This window comes from Citrobacter sp. wls757, from assembly GCF_005280935.1.
In the GTDB taxonomy this organism is placed as follows: Bacteria; Pseudomonadota; Gammaproteobacteria; order Enterobacterales; family Enterobacteriaceae; genus Citrobacter; species Citrobacter portucalensis.
On the sequence record NZ_SZWU01000016.1, the window covers coordinates 31,871 to 47,942 of the forward strand.

The following is a 16,072-nucleotide window of genomic DNA, read 5'->3' on the forward strand; positions in this document are numbered from 1 at the left end:
CAGGCATAAAAAAACCCCGCCGAAGCAGGGTTTTGTCATTCTCAAATATACGATTAGTGACGCGCGCGAACAATCTGGTATTTGCGTGTCAGATATTCGACCGGGACGCTCCAGATGTGTACCAGACGCGAGAATGGGAACAACAGGAACAGCGTCATACCCAGCACCAGGTGCATACGGAAAATGAACGCAACACCATCCAGATATTGAGACGCTCCGCCCTGGAAGGTCACCACTGTCTGCGCCCAGTTCACCAGCTTCATCATCTCGCTACCGTCCATATGCTGGGCGGAGAACGGAATGGTCAGCAGGCCCAGCGCACACTGGATCACCAGCAGTGAGAGGATCAGAATATCCGCTCCGGTGGTGGTGGCCCGCACGCGTGGGCTGAACAGACGGCGTTTCAGCAGCAGTACGCCACCAATCAGACACATCAGGCCACTGGCACCGCCCGCAAACATTGCCATCTTTTGTTTCACTTCAAGCGGTAGCCAGGCTTCATACATCCAGTGCGGCGTCAACATGCCAAGGAAGTGCCCAGCAAAGATACCCAGGATCCCGATGTGAAACAGGTTTGACGCCAGGTTCATCCCTTTGCGATCCAGCATCTGACTGGAAGCCGCACGCCATGTATATTGCCCATAGTCATAACGCAGCCAGCTGCCGATCAGAAAGACAGAACCCGCGATGTACGGATAGATGTCAAAGAAGAACGTATTCAGGAAGTGCATTATTGCTGTCCTCCGGTGGTGATATTCAGATACTGCGGCGCAACGGCCCCGGCAAAACGACGCTGGTGAGCGGAGATTTCCGACTCGCCACACCCCTGATCGGCGAAGAATTTCACCTGCTCTTCTTCCCAGACCGCATCCAGCGCTTGTGGAGTATCGTCACGGGCTTCATCCGCAATTTTTTCAGCCACTTTATCGCTGTCGATAACGGTATTCGCCAGTTTTAACAGCAGATCGAACAGCACCGCATAACGGCTTTCACGCTGTTGCAAACGAGCGCTGAGCAGCGCCAGAATCGGCGCAATATCCTGTAAGCCACCTAGCGCTTCGCTTTTCGGCAGTTGCGCAAGGTATTCCAGATACAGCGGCAGATGATCGGGAAGTTCGCGGCTGTCGAGCTGTAAACCGTGCTGCTCATACTGTGCCATCAGGTCAACCATAGCCTGACCGCGATCGCGGGATTCACCGTGAACATGTTCAAACAGCAGCAGCGATGTCGCGCGGCCACGGTCAAACAGTTCGCTGTAGGCAGCCTGCACATCCAGCATGTCCTGCGAGGTTAGATCGCGCAGGAAAACGCCCAGAGTCTGGGCATCCTCTTTATCCAGGTTCTCAGATGACGCGAGTGCATCGAAAAGTTCCTGCTGATGCTGCCACAAGGCAGCATCCGGGTACTCGAGCAGACGCGAAACAATGACGAGTTCAATCATTGGTGCGGCTCCGTTTTGCTGGTCACATCGACAGCGTCGATGCGGCGGCTGTTGAACAGATTGAATTTAGTATCAGAACCGTGGCAACCGTCGCCGAAGGTAAAGCCACAACCGCTTTTCTCCGGGAACGCGTCACGCGCCAGTTCACGATGGCTGCTCGGTACCACGAAACGATCTTCGTAGTTTGCGATCGCCAGGTAACGATACATTTCCTGTGCCTGCGCTTCGCTTAAGCCCACCTCTTCCAGCGCACGGGTATCAACTTTGCCGTCAACAGTTTCCGCACGTTTGTAGTGACGCATCGCCAGCATACGTTTCAGCGCCAACAGTACCGGCTGGGTGTCACCTGCAGTCAGCAGGTTCGCCAGGTACTGAACCGGAATACGCAGGCTGTCAACATCCGGCAGAATACCGTTGCTGCCAAGCTCGCCCGCATCAGCAGCGGACTGAATCGGTGACAATGGCGGCACGTACCAGACCATCGGCAGTGTGCGGTATTCCGGATGCAGCGGCAGCGCCAGCTTCCAGTCCATCGCCATTTTGTAAACCGGAGACTGCTGTGCGGCATCAATGACGCTCAGCGGAATACCATCTTTCAGCGCCTGTTCAATAACAGCCGGATCGTTCGGATCGAGGAACACGTCCAGCTGACGCTGGTACAAATCTTTCTCGTGCTCGGTGCTTGCTGCACTTTCGATCGCATCTGCGTCATACAGCAGTACGCCGAGGTAACGGATACGACCTACACAGGTTTCGGAGCAAACGGTCGGCTGACCAGCTTCGATACGCGGGTAGCAGAAAATGCACTTCTCAGATTTCCCGCTCTTCCAGTTGAAGTAGATCTTCTTGTACGGGCAGCCGGTGATACACATACGCCAGCCGCGGCACTTGTCCTGGTCGATCAGCACGATGCCATCTTCTTCACGCTTGTAGATAGCGCCGCTCGGACAGGTCGCCACACACGCCGGATTAAGGCAGTGCTCACACAGACGCGGCAGGTACATCATGAAGGTGTTTTCGAACTGACCGTACATCGCCTTCTGCATGTTTTCGAAGTTCTGGTCTTTGGCGCGTTTTTCAAACTCGCCGCCCAGAATTTCTTCCCAGTTCGGACCGCTGGTAATTTTATCCATTCGCTGACCGGTGATCAGCGAGCGCGGACGAGCAATCGGCTGCGCTTTGCTGTCTGCCGGGGCGTTATGCAACGTCTGGTAGTCAAAATCAAACGGCTCGTAGTAATCATCCATGCCCGGCAGATGCGGGTTAGCAAATATTTTACCCAACAGCAGCGCTTTGTTACCCATGCGCGGCTGCAGTTTGCCGTTGATTTTACGGATCCAACCGCCCTTCCATTTTTCCTGGTTTTCCCAGTCGTTCGGGAAGCCAACGCCAGGCTTACTTTCGACGTTGTTGAACCAGGCGTACTCCATACCTTCACGGCTGGTCCAGACGTTTTTACAGGTCACTGAACAGGTGTGGCAGCCGATGCACTTATCGAGATTCAGCACCATGCCGACTTGTGAACGAATTTTCATTTTACGCTCTCCTGTACCTGGTCATTGCCTTCGCCATCCAACCAGTTAATGTTCTTCATCTTACGTACAACTACGAACTCATCACGGTTTGAACCGACGGTGCCGTAGTAGTTAAAGCCGTAGGCCAACTGCGCATAGCCGCCGATCATATGGGTCGGTTTCGGTGTAATACGGGTCACCGAGTTGTGGATCCCACCGCGCTGCTGGGTGATTTCTGAACCCGGCAGGTTAACGATACGTTCCTGCGCGTGGTACATCATGGTCATCCCGGCCGGTACACGCTGGCTGACAACTGCACGTGCCGTCAGCGCACCGTTGCTGTTGAAGACTTCGATCCAGTCGTTATCTTCGATTCCCAGATCCTTCGCATCGACTTCGCTCATCCACACAATCGGGCCACCGCGTGACAGCGTCAGCATCAGCAAGTTGTCGCTGTAAGTGGAGTGGATACCCCATTTCTGGTGCGGCGTCAGGAAGTTGAGCGCTTTTTCCGGGTTACCGTTAGATTTCTCGCCGATCACCGCTTTCACCGAACGGGTGTCGATTGGCGGACGGTAAACCAGCAGGCTTTCACCAAAGTCACGCATCCACTGATGATCCTGATACAACTGCTGGCGACCAGACAGCGTACGCCATGGGATCAGCTCGTGAACGTTGGTATAGCCGGCGTTATAAGACACGTGTTCATCTTCCAGTCCTGACCAGGTCGGGCTGGAGATAATTTTGCGCGGCTGCGCCTGAATATCGCGGAAGCGAATTTTTTCGTCCTCTTTATTCAGCGCCAGATGCGTATGGTCACGACCGGTAAATTCACTCAGCGCAGCCCAGGCTTTAACAGCTACCTGACCGTTAGTTTCCGGCGCCAGCGTCAGGATCATCTCGGCTGCATCAATTGCGGTATTAAGCCAAGGCTGGCCTTTTGCCGGACCTTCAGCCTTGGTGTAATTGAGCTTACGCAGCAGATCCATTTCGCTCTGGGTATTCCAGGCAATCCCTTTACCGCCGTTACCGATTTTTTCCATCAGCGGGCCGATGGAGGTGAAACGCTCGTAGGTTGCCGGATAATCACGCTCAACGGTCATGATGTGCGGTGCGGTAACACCAGGAATCAGGTCACATTCACCTTTTTTCCAGTCCTTCACGTCCAGCGGTTGTGCCAGTTCTGCTGCAGAGTCGTGCTGAATTGGCAGCGTAACGACGTCGGTTTCTTTACCGAGATGACCCACGCAAACTTCAGAGAATTTCTTGGCAATGGCTTTGTAGATTTCCCAGTCGCTCTTCGATTCCCAGGCCGGGTCAACTGCCGCAGACAGAGGATGAATAAACGGATGCATGTCCGAGGTATTCATATCGTCTTTTTCATACCAGGTTGCGGTCGGCAACACGATGTCGGAATACAGACAGGTGCTCGACAGACGGAAGTCCAGCGTGACAACCAGATCCAGTTTGCCGTCCAGGCCGTTATCCTGCCATTCCACTTCTTCAGGCTTCACGCCGCTCTGCTGGCCGAGATCTTTGCCCTGAATACCATGTTCAGTACCCAGCAGATACTTGAGCATGTACTCGTGGCCTTTACCGGAAGAACCGAGCAGGTTAGAACGCCAGATAAACAGGTTGCGCGGATGGTTTTTACCGTTTTCCGGCTGCTCTGCCGCAAAGCGAATAGAACCTTCTTTCAGGGATTTAACGGTGTAATCCACCGGCGTCATACCTGCTTTCTGCGCTTCTTCGGCGATACGCAGTGGGTTAGTCCCTAACTGCGGCGCAGATGGCAACCAGCCCATACGTTCAGCGCGAACGTTAAAATCAATCAAATGACCGCTGTAGCGGGATTTGTCTGCCATCGGGGAAAGCAGTTCCTGCGCAGTAACCGTCTCATAGCGCCATTGGCTGGAGTGGTTATAGAAGTAGGAAGTGCTGTTCATATGACGAGGCGGACGCTGCCAGTCAAGAGCAAACGCCAGCGGCTGCCAGCCGGTTTGCGGACGCAGTTTTTCCTGACCCACATAGTGGGCCCAACCGCCGCCGCTCTGACCGATACAACCGCAGAACACCAGCATATTGATCAGGCCACGATAGTTCATATCGAGGTGGTACCAGTGGTTCAGGCCCGCACCGACGATGATCATCGAACGACCGTGTGTTTTATCGGCGTTATCCGCAAATTCACGGGCAATGCGCACGATCTGAGAGCGTGATACGCCAGTGATTTTTTCTGCCCATGCCGGCGTGTACGCTTTCACGTCATCGTAGCTGGTCGCGCAGTTTTCGTCGTTCAGACCACGTTCCAGGCCATAGTTAGCCATGGTCAGGTCGTAAACGGTGGTCACCAGCGCGGTAGAGCCATCGGCCAACTGCAGGCGTTTAACCGGCAGTTTGTGCAGCAGAATATTTTCCAGCTCTACTTTACTGAAGTGCTCGGTACCTTCGCCGCCAAAGTACGGGAAGCCCACTTCAGCGATATCGTCCTGGCTACCCAGCAGGCTGAGCTGCAGTTCGGTTTCATCACCGGACGTACCGTCGCGTTGCTCAAGGTTCCATTTGCCCTTTTCGCCCCAACGGAAACCAATTGAACCGTTTGGCGCAACCATTTCGCCGTTGCTGTTGATAGCGACGGTTTTCCATTCTGGGTTATTTTCCTGGCCCAGAGAGTCGACCAGATCCGCCGCACGCAGCATACGACCAGCAGCATAGTAGCCGTCACGCTCTTCGAGCATCACCAGCATTGGCATGTCGGTATAACGACGAACATAGTCGGTGAAGTACTGGCTCGGGTTATCGAGGTGGAACTCGCGCAGCATGACATGGCCCATCGCCATTGCCATCGCCGCATCGGTTCCCTGCTTCGGTGCCAGCCACAGGTCGCAAAGTTTGGCAATTTCTGCGTAGTCCGGAGTAATCGCTACCGTTTTGGTGCCTTTATAACGAACCTCAGTAAAGAAGTGTGCATCCGGAGTACGGGTCTGCGGTACGTTAGAGCCCCATGCAAGAATGTAGCTGGAGTTATACCAGTCGGCAGATTCCGGTACGTCGGTTTGCTCGCCCCAGGTTTGCGGGGAAGCCGGCGGCAGGTCACAGTACCAGTCGTAGAAGCTCAGGCAGGTACCGCCAATCAGCGACATATAGCGTGCGCCGGAAGCATAAGAAACCATCGACATCGCCGGGATCGGAGAGAAGCCTGCAACGCGGTCAGGGCCATAGGTTTTGATGGTGTAAACGTTAGATGCAGCAATCAGTTCATTCACTTCCTGCCAGGAAGAACGAACAAATCCACCACGACCGCGCGCTTGTTTGAAGCTTTTTGCTTTGTCGGCGTCTTCGATGATGGATGCCCATGCGTCTACCGGATCGCTGTGCAGTCTTTTTGCTTCACGCCACATTTTCATCAGACGTTTGCGCATCAGCGGGTATTTCAGACGGTTAGCGCTGTACAGATACCAGGAATAGCTTGCACCACGTGGGCAGCCGCGAGGCTCGTGGTTAGGCATATCTGGACGCGTGCGTGGGTAGTCAGTTTGCTGGGTCTCCCAGGTCACCAGACCATTTTTCACATAGATTTTCCAACTGCATGAGCCCGTGCAGTTTACCCCGTGGGTTGAACGCACGATTTTGTCATGCTGCCAACGCTGGCGGTATCCGTCCTCCCAGTCCCTGTTGGTATTGAGAAGCTGGCCATGCCCATCGGCAAAGGTTTCGCCCTTCTGCTTGAAGTAGCGAAACCGGTCCAGGAATTTACTCATCGGTTTTCTCCTGTAGGAGCCTGTCGGCTCTCTGATAAATCGACATTGCTTGATTGAGAGCGAAGGTAACGCTCTGAAAGGGCGTGAGAATTGATAACGATCAAGGCATGCAGGGATGAAAACAGAGGGTCGATTTTCACATACCCCCTTAGTAGGATATTAATAAAACAGTCAACATATTGAATTTAAATGATTTTATTAAAATCACTTATCATACAAATGTTAAATTCTTTATAAGTGGGTATTAAGGGGTATCCCCCCTGCCAGGCATATTACCAGCACCGTTTTCGCAGACTTTCGTCATGAGCTCACATATAAGTATGTTGTAACTAATTTAGAACAAAAAAAAGCGCGGTCTAACACCGCGCAATGGATAATCAACTGCTACTACTTTTTTACTTTTTAGAATGACGTCCGTATACCGCCCAGGTGATGACCACACAAGCGACATAGAAGATCAGAAAGACTTTCATCGCATCGACCGGCGAACCAGTTAACGCCAGAGACGTACCAAATGCTTTCGGGATAAAGAAGCCGCCAATCGCACCAATGGCTGAGATAAAGCCCAACGCTGCCGCGGTGTCGGTTGCTGCTTCGCGCATTGCTTTCTCTTCTGAACCGCCTTCAGCTTTCACTCTGTCCATCGTCAGCTTGCGGAAGATAACGGAGATCATCTGGAAGGTTGAACCACTCCCCAGACCAGCCGTCAGGAACAATGCCAGGAACACCGCGAAGAAGGCGATAAAGTTGCCACCGACACCGTTTGATGGCAGCGTCAGGAACAGTAAGGCACTGAAAATAGCCATCAGCACGAAGTTCACCAGCGTTACACGGGTTCCGCCCAGACGGTCAGAGATTGCGCCACCCGCTGAACGAGCCAGCGCGCCAATCAACGGTCCAAAGAAGGCGTAATGCAGGATCTGTACCTCAGGAAACTGCGTTTTTGACAACATGGCAAAACCGGCAGAGAAACCGATGAATGAACCGAAGGTTGCCAGATACAGCAGACTCATAATCCACAGATGCCCACGTTTCAGCACCGGCAATTGCTCTTTCAGCGACGCTTTTGAGGTTGCCAGTTCATTCATACCAAACCATGCAGCCAGCGTTAACACCGCAAGGAACGGTACCCAAATCCATGCGGCGTTTGCCAGATACAGCTGCGTACCATCCGGTTGTTCAACCCCGTGGCTACCAAATGCGGCAAAGATTGACAGTGAAACCACCAGCGGCGCAACCAACTGCATCACGCTGACGCCCATGTTGCCCAGGCCACCGTTCAGACCCAGCGCACCACCCTGTTTCTGTTTTGGAAAGAAGAAACTGATGTTTGCCATGCTGGACGCAAAGTTCGCACCGGCGAAACCGCACAACAGAGAGATAATAATAAAGGTACTAAACGGCGTGGAGGTATCCTGCACCGCAAAACCTAACCATACACAAGGAATGATCAGGATACCGGTGCTAAACGCTGTCCAGCGACGTCCACCAAACAGGGGAACCATAAAGGAGTACGGAACACGCAGCAGCGCGCCGGACACCGAAGGTAATGCCGTCAGCATGAACAGCTGTTCAGTGGTGAAATCAAATCCGACTTTCGGTAAGTTCACCGCCACGGCGCTAAATAACATCCACACGCAAAACGCCAGCAGCAAGCAAGGGACGGAAATCCACAGGTTACGGCTGGCGATTCGTTGACCACGCTGCTGCCAGAAGGCGGGATCTTCCGGCCGCCATTCGGTAATTACAGCTCCAGATGCCCTTTCCGGGGCAGATGAGTGACTCATAGACACCTCTGATACTTGTTTCGATGCCTGCAACATTAGGGTTTACAGCTGGAGGTAAGTTGATATAAATCAAAGGAAAAGGTGTCATTATTCATGCCTAAAATTTATCATTACCCTAAATGAGTACATAACTTCGGTAAAAAAGATGTGGTTTTTCACGCTTCTGTCGTCCCCTACTCCCCCTCGCCCGGGATCTCTCCCTCCACTGGCAATTAAGAGGTAGCCCGTTTGAGGTATGGGTATACTCCAGTGTATCGCCGAGAATAACGCCACTGCCTGCAGCAGAATCGTCATTCAATAAGGTTTTCTGTTCGACGAAAACCCGAAGGAACAAGTCACCATGTTTAAACGTTGTCTCTCCCCGCTTACGCTGGTCAACCAGGTGGCGCTGATTGTTTTATTGTCCACAGCCATCGGCGTGGCTGGTATGGCTGTCTCCGGCTGGCTGGTTCAGGGCGTTCAGGGTAGCGCCCATGCAATCAACAAAGCGGGATCGCTGCGCATGCAGAGTTATCGCCTGCTGGCAGCCGTACCGCTGGACGCTAGCGATCAACCGCTTCTGGATGAAATGGAGAAAACGGCGTTTAGCCCGGAGTTGACGCGTGCCGCAAAGCGAGACGGACAACAGGCGCAGTTAAAAGCACTACAGGATTACTGGCACACTGAACTGGCGCCGGGGCTTGCGCATGCGCAAACGCCTGATGCGGTAGCGCAGGATGTAACGCGCTTTGTAGGCGGTCTGGATAAGCTGGTTACCGCCTTTGACCATACCACCGAATTACGCATTGAACGCGTCGTCCTGCTGCATCGCCTGATGGCCATATTTATGGCATTGCTGCTGGTTTTCACCATTATCTGGCTGCGCGTGCGCCTGTTAGAGCCGTGGAAGCAGCTGCTGGCGATGGCGCGAGCCGTCAGCCAACGTGATTTTACCCAACGCGCGCGTATCAGCGGGCGTAATGAGATGGCCGCTCTGGGCTCGGCACTGAATAATATGTCGGAAGAACTGGCCGAAAGTTATGCCGTGCTGGAACAGCGGGTGCAGGAAAAAACGGCGGGACTGGAGCACAAAAATCAGATCCTTTCTTTTCTGTGGCAAGCCAACCGCCGCCTGCACTCTCAGGTGCCGTTGTGCGAACGCCTCTCTCCGGTACTGAACGGTCTGCAAAATTTAACCTTGCTACATGATATTGAACTCCGGGTTTACGACCTGGAAGATGAAGACAATCATCAGGAATTTACCTGTCAGTCCAATGCCAGCTGTGATGAAAAAGGTTGCCATCTGTGTCCTCGCGGAACGCTGCCCGCGATTGACGGCGGGATCACATTGAAATGGCGGCTGACCGATGCGCATACCCAATATGGTATTCTGCTCGCCACCTTGCCGAACGGACGCCATCTCAGCCACGATCAGCAGCAGTTGGTTGATACCCTGGTTGAGCAACTGACCGCAACGCTCGCGCTCGACAGACATCAGGAGCGTCAACAGCAGTTGATCGTGATGGAAGAGCGTGCCACCATTGCACGCGAACTTCATGATTCTATTGCACAATCGCTCTCTTGTATGAAGATGCAGGTTAGCTGTTTGCAGATGCAGGGCGATGCGCTTTCAGATAACTGTCGCGAGTTGCTCAGCCAGATTCGTAACGAGCTGAATGCTTCGTGGGCACAACTGCGTGAGCTGTTAACCACCTTCCGTTTACAGCTCACAGAACCTGGATTACGGCCGGCGCTGGAAGCCAGCTGTCAGGAGTACAGCGCCCGTTTTGGATTTACGGTTAAGCTGGATTATCAGCTACCGCCACGCCTGGTCCCTTCGCATCAGGCGATTCACCTGCTACAAATTGCGCGCGAAGCCCTGAGTAATGCACTTAAACACTCTCAGGCCAATGAAGTGGTCGTGACGGTGGTGCAAAATGGCAAGCAGGTCAAACTAACAGTGCAAGATAACGGCTGCGGCGTACCGGAAAACGCCGAACGCAGTAACCACTACGGCATGATTATAATGCGCGATCGTGCGCAGAGCTTGCGCGGCGATTGCCGCGTACGCCGTCGCGAGACGGGCGGTACTGAAGTTGCTGTCACTTTTATTCCCGAAACAAACTTCACAGAAGTCCAAGGAGATACCCATGAGTAATCTGGAACCGGCAACCATCCTGTTGATCGACGATCATCCGATGCTGCGAACCGGTGTAAAACAGCTTGTCAGCATGGCGCCCGATATTACCGTTGTCGGCGAAGCCAGCAATGGTGAGCAGGGTATCGAGCTGGCTGAATCCCTTGATCCCGATCTGATCCTGCTTGATCTCAACATGCCCGGCATGAACGGCCTGGAAACTCTCGATAAGCTGCGTGAAAAGTCACTGTCGGGCCGTATCGTTGTGTTTAGCGTATCCAATCATGAAGAAGACGTAGTTACCGCACTGAAACGCGGCGCTGACGGTTATCTGCTGAAAGATATGGAGCCTGAAGATTTACTCAAAGCCTTACAGCAGTCAGCGGCCGGTGAAATGGTGCTGAGTGAGGCCTTAACGCCGGTTCTGGCCGCCAGCCTGCGTGCTAATCGTGCAACGTCGGACCGTGATGTCACCCAACTGACACCGCGTGAGCGCGACATTCTCAAGCTCATTGCCCAGGGGCTGCCGAACAAGATGATCGCCCGTCGTCTGGACATCACTGAAAGTACGGTAAAAGTCCATGTGAAGCATATGTTGAAGAAAATGAAGCTCAAATCACGCGTCGAAGCCGCGGTATGGGTACATCAGGAACGCATTTTCTGATAACGCGTTGATGCTTCATTGTTAACGAGGATCATTTTCCGAAACTGTAATAAACGGTTCGGTCAGTGATAGCGTGATCTCATTGGAAGAGACACGCTGACCCTGCTCATCTTCTACCACCACAGACAACCGCCAGCGGTTTGTCGCGCCTTCGCTGCTGTCCCACTTCGGCATAATAATCGTCCAGCCTTGCGCGCTTCGGTTATCGCTACCCGCCGTTAAACTCAACGCCTGGGTATCACCCTGCCAGGTCAAATGGCGGATCCCATGCAAACTACGCACCTGCAGCTTCAGCGCCACCGTCTCACCAGACTTGAGATCCCAGGGCGGCGTGGCCAAAAATACCGACAATGTTTTACGCTGGCGATATTCCAGTGTAGGCAGATTGTTACGCTGCGGATCGTCATAACGACTGCCGCGCAGCGATCGGCTGTTTGCCACCTCGCTGACCATCAGTTGTTTTTTTAGCGGCACGCCAAAGCGGTAATTCAGCGTTAAGCCAAGGTTATTCTGGCTGACTCCGCTTTCGCCCTGCTTATGTTGTGCCGTCACGGTAATCAATGGCACCGGCGTATAGCTCAATCCCAGATTCACCGCCACAGGATTGTGGTACCCGGTTCCGGAATGAAACAAATCCACCCGGTCGCCAAAATACTGTTCCACGCTGACGCTGGTATTGAGGTGTTGATAGAACGGCATGCGCATTTGCGCAGTCAGGTCGTAGCCGCGGGCCATCCGTTGTTCCTGGGTTGCGGAACGCTCCTGCCAGGAGGACAACGGTTGGTAATAGTTAGCGGATAAGCGCAAGTATTCGCCCCACGCCTCGGCGCCAAGGCCTCCCCGGGGCAGATTTTCATCCAACAGGTTGTCATAAAAGGTGTTGTAACCCAGAAACCAGCCGTCGCGTACCCAGCGCTGCCCAATCCCCGCATTGCTGACTAAACCTTCGTCCTGTTGCGTCAGCCCCAACTGGCTCCAGGTTAAATATCGTTGATTGTCCTGCCATGGGATAAACCAACTTCCCCGACTTCCGGTAAAGCTGCCTTCGTTATCCACCTGCAATCCAACGCTGGCGTTTCCCCAGGGAGAGAGCCAGGATTCCAGTTGCTGATTAACCTGTTCACTGACCGTGTCACGCACCTGACCAAACGCAAACTGCTTCGCCTGTTCACCCGTATCAAGCCCGTTATCGGTCATGCTGGCTTCACCAAACGCTTTGACCATTTCAGCAAAGTGCTTTTCGCCTGCCCGCGACTCCGGCGCCATACCGAGATCGGGTAAGCCATCACTATTGTTATCGAAAGGGTTTTCAGCCTGGTGAATAAAAGATGTCCGTGCGTTGGCAATACCGCCTGCCAATGGCAAGAGTGAGAATACAGCGAGAGAAAAATAAATATTACGGCTCAAATCGTCAGTTGTCTCTTACATCAATTAATTAGACACACTTAACCTAAACCATAACGTCTTCGGCTGTTAATTGCAGCCTTTATCCCCGTTTTCGGGATTTTCTGACATGGATAATTAGAGGTACCCACTCCTGCAACCATGCTTTCTTTCCCACATCAGGAACAGGGAGTAACATACACGCCAGGAATTATCCCTTCCATCTGACAACAGGAGTAATAATGCAAAAGATAGTGATCGTCGCGAACGGTGCAGCCTATGGAAGCGAATCGTTATTTAATAGTCTGCGTCTGGCCATCGCCCTGCGCGAACAGGAAGCAGATCTCGACCTGCGTCTGTTTTTAATGTCGGACGCGGTAACGGCGGGGCTTAGCGGTCAGAAACCTGCGGAAGGATACAATATTCAGCAAATGCTGGAGATCCTGACGGCGCAAAATGTGCCGGTCAAACTGTGCAAAACCTGCACCGATGGCCGCGGGATCACGACGCTACCGTTAATTGACGGAGTAGCCGTCGGCACGCTGGTTGAACTGGCTCAATGGACGCTGGCTGCAGATAAAGTGCTGACCTTCTGACAGCGCTTGCAGGCACGCGCACTGAAAGTGCCGGAAATTTCCGGATTTAATCTTAGATGGGCGCGGTTTCGTTGAACGTTAGCACGCCTTTTCAACCCTTTTGAGGGATTTTGTCACTTTTGTTTAATCGTTATGCCATTTTTTGATCAAAATCAGCATCCTGTTGCCCCCCCTTTGGTGTTATGCAATGAGTGAAATGTGAACAACATCACGCAGCACTTTCGACAGAAAGTACGTTGTTTTCAAGAACGGGGTGAAAAATGGCATTAGTGAAGGCGAGTTTAAAGTTATTTGGTGGTGATACGGTAGTCGTGCGCTGTTCTGAGCGTTGCCACATCCACCTGATGAGCGAGAAAAATCACGTCAAAGACACGCAGTCCGACATCTTAAGCGTGCAGGATCGTGATAACGCATGGTTAACCGTACCGTATACCGGCGTCTGGAATGTGCTGATCGACAGCCATAGCCAGTCGCTTGAGCATTCGATAAGTTTTATTGCAGCCTAAGCGTTAAACGCCCGATAAGCACCTGGCTTATCGGGCATACAACATCGGGCGATATTAGGCAAATCCTGGACGCATAACACCTTCCGGCAGATTCTCTCCCAACAACCGTTTGACCGTGATCACCAGATCGTTAAGACAATCATCCTGCATCCCCAACTTGACCAGCTCCTGTTCCAGTGAGAACAGATACTGGGCGTTGGTGCCTAAAGGTCCGCTCGCCGCGGCGATAAGCGGCGCAATCACCTGCGCGCGCGTATCTGACTCAAACAGTGGATGACGCGGATCCATAATAAAGACCAGTGCGTTCACCGTCCTGCCGTCATCAAGCGCCAACTGACACCAGGTCGGCAGATAACAGCCGGTGATCATTTCTCGCTTCCACAGCAGTGAAAGCTCTTGTTCCAGGGACGCGTCCGGCAAACGGTAGGCCACACCGGTGGTGCGTCCGCCCTCTTTCAGGGCCAGCATACGTCCTGGCTGACACGCCGTTCCTCGCCCCGCCGTCAGACGCAGGCAAAAGGCACGGTGCCAGCCGACTAACGTCCCGGTACAGGACTCTTCAAATTCTAAGGCCGGGTTCCACATCAATGATCCATAACCGAAGATCCACACCGGTCCATCATCTGGTCGGCATGCAAGCGTGGCGGCCAGTGAGGCTGCCCGTTGTTCCGCTGTCCAGAGTAGTGATTCTTCAATAGCACCAAATGCCGTCTTACAGTCGGCATTCAATAAAAAATCACGCGTTAACACCTTACACCTCCGCCACTGCTGCTTCCCTGCGACAACTTTTTTGACGCCTTCCGGGCTTTTTAACTGCTCATTTTGAAACCAATAGCTGGACAATAGGCAATTCACCGCTCGCTTGCAAGGGAACAAAGTGTCAACGGCACTTTATATCCTCTCGGGGTGGTACGTCCTGCACTATCATTTGTATCAGTACGATCATCAATTTTTGTGGACGCTAAAATCTAATGTGCTGTTATTTAAATATTCTCTAAACAAGATATGCAATTTCATTCGCTCGGATGCAAAAAATAGTCCATGCCGTAAAATTACGTAAAATCAGATCGGAAATACCGAAAGTTCTGTTATTTTTTACATTCTTTAATACTTTTATAATTATAAATACCTGCAGAGATGGAGAATTAGTTCAATGACACACGTACATGAGGCGGTAAAAACCCGCCACAAGGAGACCTCTCTCGTCTTCCCGATTTTGGCACTGGTAGTACTGTTCTTATGGGGGAGCAGTCAGTCACTACCAGTGGTCATCGGCATTAATGCGCTGGCCCTTATTGGTATATTAAGCAGTGCATTCAGTGTTGTCCGTCATGCGGATGTATTAGCACATCGACTTGGCGAACCCTACGGGTCGCTGATCCTCAGCCTGTCCGTTGTTATTCTTGAAGTCAGCTTAATCTCCGCATTAATGGCGACCGGCGATGCAGCGCCTACGCTCATGCGCGATACGCTATATTCAATCATTATGATCGTAACCGGCGGCCTGGTCGGTTTTTCATTACTGTTAGGTGGCCGTAAATTTGCCACTCAGTATATGAATCTGTTTGGTATTAAGCAGTATTTAATTGCTCTGTTCCCACTGGCCATTATTGTACTGGTGTTCCCGATGGCTTTACCGGGTGCGAATTTCACTACCGCACAAGCGCTGTTGGTTGCGTTAATTTCTGCGGCAATGTACGGTGTATTTTTGCTGATCCAAACTAAAACGCACCAGAGTCTGTTCATTTACGAGCATGAAGACGAGGGTGACGACGACGACCCGCATCACGGTAAACCGTCAGCACATAGCAATTTGTGGCACGCTGCCTGGCTTATCATTCATCTGATCGCCGTTATTGCCGTGACCAAGATGAACGCCAGCCCGCTGGAGACATTGCTGACTGAACTGAATGCCCCAGTGGCATTTACCGGTTTCCTGGTCGCATTGCTGATCCTCTCTCCTGAAGGCCTCGGCGCGCTGAAAGCGGTTCTGAGTAATCAGGTACAGCGGGCGATGAATTTATTCTTCGGTTCGGTGTTAGCCACCATTTCACTGACCGTTCCGGTAGTGACTCTGATCGCATGGGCAACCGGGAATGATTTGGTCTTTGCGCTGGGCGCGCCAGAGATGATTGTGATGGTTTCATCACTGGTACTGTGCCACATCTCTTTCTCCACCGGACGCACCAACGTGCTTAACGGTGCGGCGCATCTGGCGCTGTTTATCGCCTATCTGATGACGATATTTGCCTGATTAGTCTTTCTGATAGAACCCACGGCCCTTCTCAGGGCCGTTTTCTTTTA

At 52.5% G+C, this 16,072-nt stretch carries 12 protein-coding genes; 5 read left to right on the plus strand and 7 right to left on the minus strand.

Going from position 1 to position 16,072, the window contains the following annotated elements:
• Positions 1–53: 53 nt before the first annotated feature.
• The 5 genes from narI to FDW94_RS04455 all read right to left on the minus strand — a co-directional run bounded on the left by narI (position 54) and on the right by FDW94_RS04455 (position 8,503).
• Positions 54–731, minus strand: a complete 678-nt coding sequence (narI, locus tag FDW94_RS04435) for a respiratory nitrate reductase subunit gamma (protein WP_003833386.1) — start codon at positions 729–731, stop codon at positions 54–56.
• Complete coding sequence (narJ, locus tag FDW94_RS04440) at positions 731–1,441, minus strand: nitrate reductase molybdenum cofactor assembly chaperone (protein ID WP_048235259.1); 711 nt, start codon at positions 1,439–1,441, stop codon at positions 731–733. Before narJ ends, narI begins: the two co-directional genes overlap by 1 nt.
• Positions 1,438–2,976, minus strand: coding sequence for a nitrate reductase subunit beta (gene narH, locus FDW94_RS04445; protein WP_003833388.1), 1,539 nt, complete (start codon positions 2,974–2,976; stop codon positions 1,438–1,440). The genes narJ and narH overlap by 4 nt, the downstream gene beginning before the upstream one ends.
• The gene (locus FDW94_RS04450; protein ID WP_008784960.1) at positions 2,973–6,716 is read right to left on the minus strand and encodes a nitrate reductase subunit alpha; all 3,744 of its coding nucleotides are present in this window, start codon (positions 6,714–6,716) and stop codon (positions 2,973–2,975) included. The genes narH and FDW94_RS04450 overlap by 4 nt, the downstream gene beginning before the upstream one ends.
• Before the next feature lie 395 nt (positions 6,717–7,111).
• The gene (locus tag FDW94_RS04455; protein ID WP_003833390.1) at positions 7,112–8,503 is read right to left on the minus strand and encodes a NarK family nitrate/nitrite MFS transporter; all 1,392 of its coding nucleotides are present in this window, start codon (positions 8,501–8,503) and stop codon (positions 7,112–7,114) included.
• 340 nt (positions 8,504–8,843) lie between these two features.
• Between FDW94_RS04455 and narX the strand changes: the two genes are divergently transcribed.
• A complete protein-coding gene (gene narX, locus FDW94_RS04460; protein WP_003833391.1) occupies positions 8,844–10,640 on the plus strand; it encodes a nitrate/nitrite two-component system sensor histidine kinase NarX in 1,797 nt (598 codons plus the stop codon).
• Positions 10,633–11,283 (plus strand): two-component system response regulator NarL, encoded by a 651-nt coding sequence (gene narL, locus FDW94_RS04465; protein WP_003833392.1) that lies wholly within the window; start codon positions 10,633–10,635, stop codon positions 11,281–11,283. The genes narX and narL overlap by 8 nt, the downstream gene beginning before the upstream one ends.
• A gap of 21 nt (positions 11,284–11,304) precedes the next feature.
• Here narL and FDW94_RS04470 read toward each other — a convergent pair whose 3' ends face one another.
• Complete coding sequence (locus FDW94_RS04470; RefSeq protein ID WP_137377198.1) at positions 11,305–12,690, minus strand: YchO/YchP family invasin; 1,386 nt, start codon at positions 12,688–12,690, stop codon at positions 11,305–11,307.
• Between the two features lie 218 nt (positions 12,691–12,908).
• Here FDW94_RS04470 and FDW94_RS04475 point away from each other — a divergent pair, with 218 nt between their 5' ends.
• Both FDW94_RS04475 and FDW94_RS04480 read left to right on the plus strand, forming a co-directional pair.
• On the plus strand, positions 12,909–13,262 hold the full coding sequence (locus FDW94_RS04475; RefSeq protein ID WP_048216246.1) for a DsrE/DsrF/TusD sulfur relay family protein: 354 nt from the start codon (positions 12,909–12,911) through the stop codon (positions 13,260–13,262).
• A gap of 260 nt (positions 13,263–13,522) precedes the next feature.
• Complete coding sequence (locus FDW94_RS04480; RefSeq protein ID WP_038641131.1) at positions 13,523–13,768, plus strand: DUF1883 domain-containing protein; 246 nt, start codon at positions 13,523–13,525, stop codon at positions 13,766–13,768.
• Positions 13,769–13,822: 54 nt separating this feature from the next.
• Here FDW94_RS04480 and FDW94_RS04485 read toward each other — a convergent pair whose 3' ends face one another.
• On the minus strand, positions 13,823–14,518 hold the full coding sequence (locus FDW94_RS04485) for a gamma-glutamylcyclotransferase (RefSeq protein WP_137377199.1): 696 nt from the start codon (positions 14,516–14,518) through the stop codon (positions 13,823–13,825).
• Between the two features lie 403 nt (positions 14,519–14,921).
• Here FDW94_RS04485 and chaA point away from each other — a divergent pair, with 403 nt between their 5' ends.
• Positions 14,922–16,022: a sodium-potassium/proton antiporter ChaA gene (gene chaA / locus FDW94_RS04490; RefSeq protein WP_048216245.1), complete on the plus strand. Its 1,101-nt coding sequence runs from the start codon at positions 14,922–14,924 to the stop codon at positions 16,020–16,022.
• Positions 16,023–16,072: the final 50 nt, after the last annotated feature.

What these genes read in the sequence shown, in the direction of transcription:
- narI (WP_003833386.1), bottom strand. Translation starts at nt 731, where the DNA reads ATGCACTTCCTGAATACGTTCTTCTTTGACATCTATCCGTACATCGCG.
- narJ (WP_048235259.1), bottom strand. Translation starts at nt 1,441, where the DNA reads ATGATTGAACTCGTCATTGTTTCGCGTCTGCTCGAGTACCCGGATGCT.
- narH (WP_003833388.1), bottom strand. Translation starts at nt 2,976, where the DNA reads ATGAAAATTCGTTCACAAGTCGGCATGGTGCTGAATCTCGATAAGTGC.
- FDW94_RS04450 (WP_008784960.1), bottom strand. Translation starts at nt 6,716, where the DNA reads ATGAGTAAATTCCTGGACCGGTTTCGCTACTTCAAGCAGAAGGGCGAA.
- FDW94_RS04455 (WP_003833390.1), bottom strand. Translation starts at nt 8,503, where the DNA reads ATGAGTCACTCATCTGCCCCGGAAAGGGCATCTGGAGCTGTAATTACC.
- narX (WP_003833391.1), top strand. Translation starts at nt 8,844, where the DNA reads ATGTTTAAACGTTGTCTCTCCCCGCTTACGCTGGTCAACCAGGTGGCG.
- narL (WP_003833392.1), top strand. Translation starts at nt 10,633, where the DNA reads ATGAGTAATCTGGAACCGGCAACCATCCTGTTGATCGACGATCATCCG.
- FDW94_RS04475 (WP_048216246.1), top strand. Translation starts at nt 12,909, where the DNA reads ATGCAAAAGATAGTGATCGTCGCGAACGGTGCAGCCTATGGAAGCGAA.
- FDW94_RS04480 (WP_038641131.1), top strand. Translation starts at nt 13,523, where the DNA reads ATGGCATTAGTGAAGGCGAGTTTAAAGTTATTTGGTGGTGATACGGTA.
- chaA (WP_048216245.1), top strand. Translation starts at nt 14,922, where the DNA reads ATGACACACGTACATGAGGCGGTAAAAACCCGCCACAAGGAGACCTCT.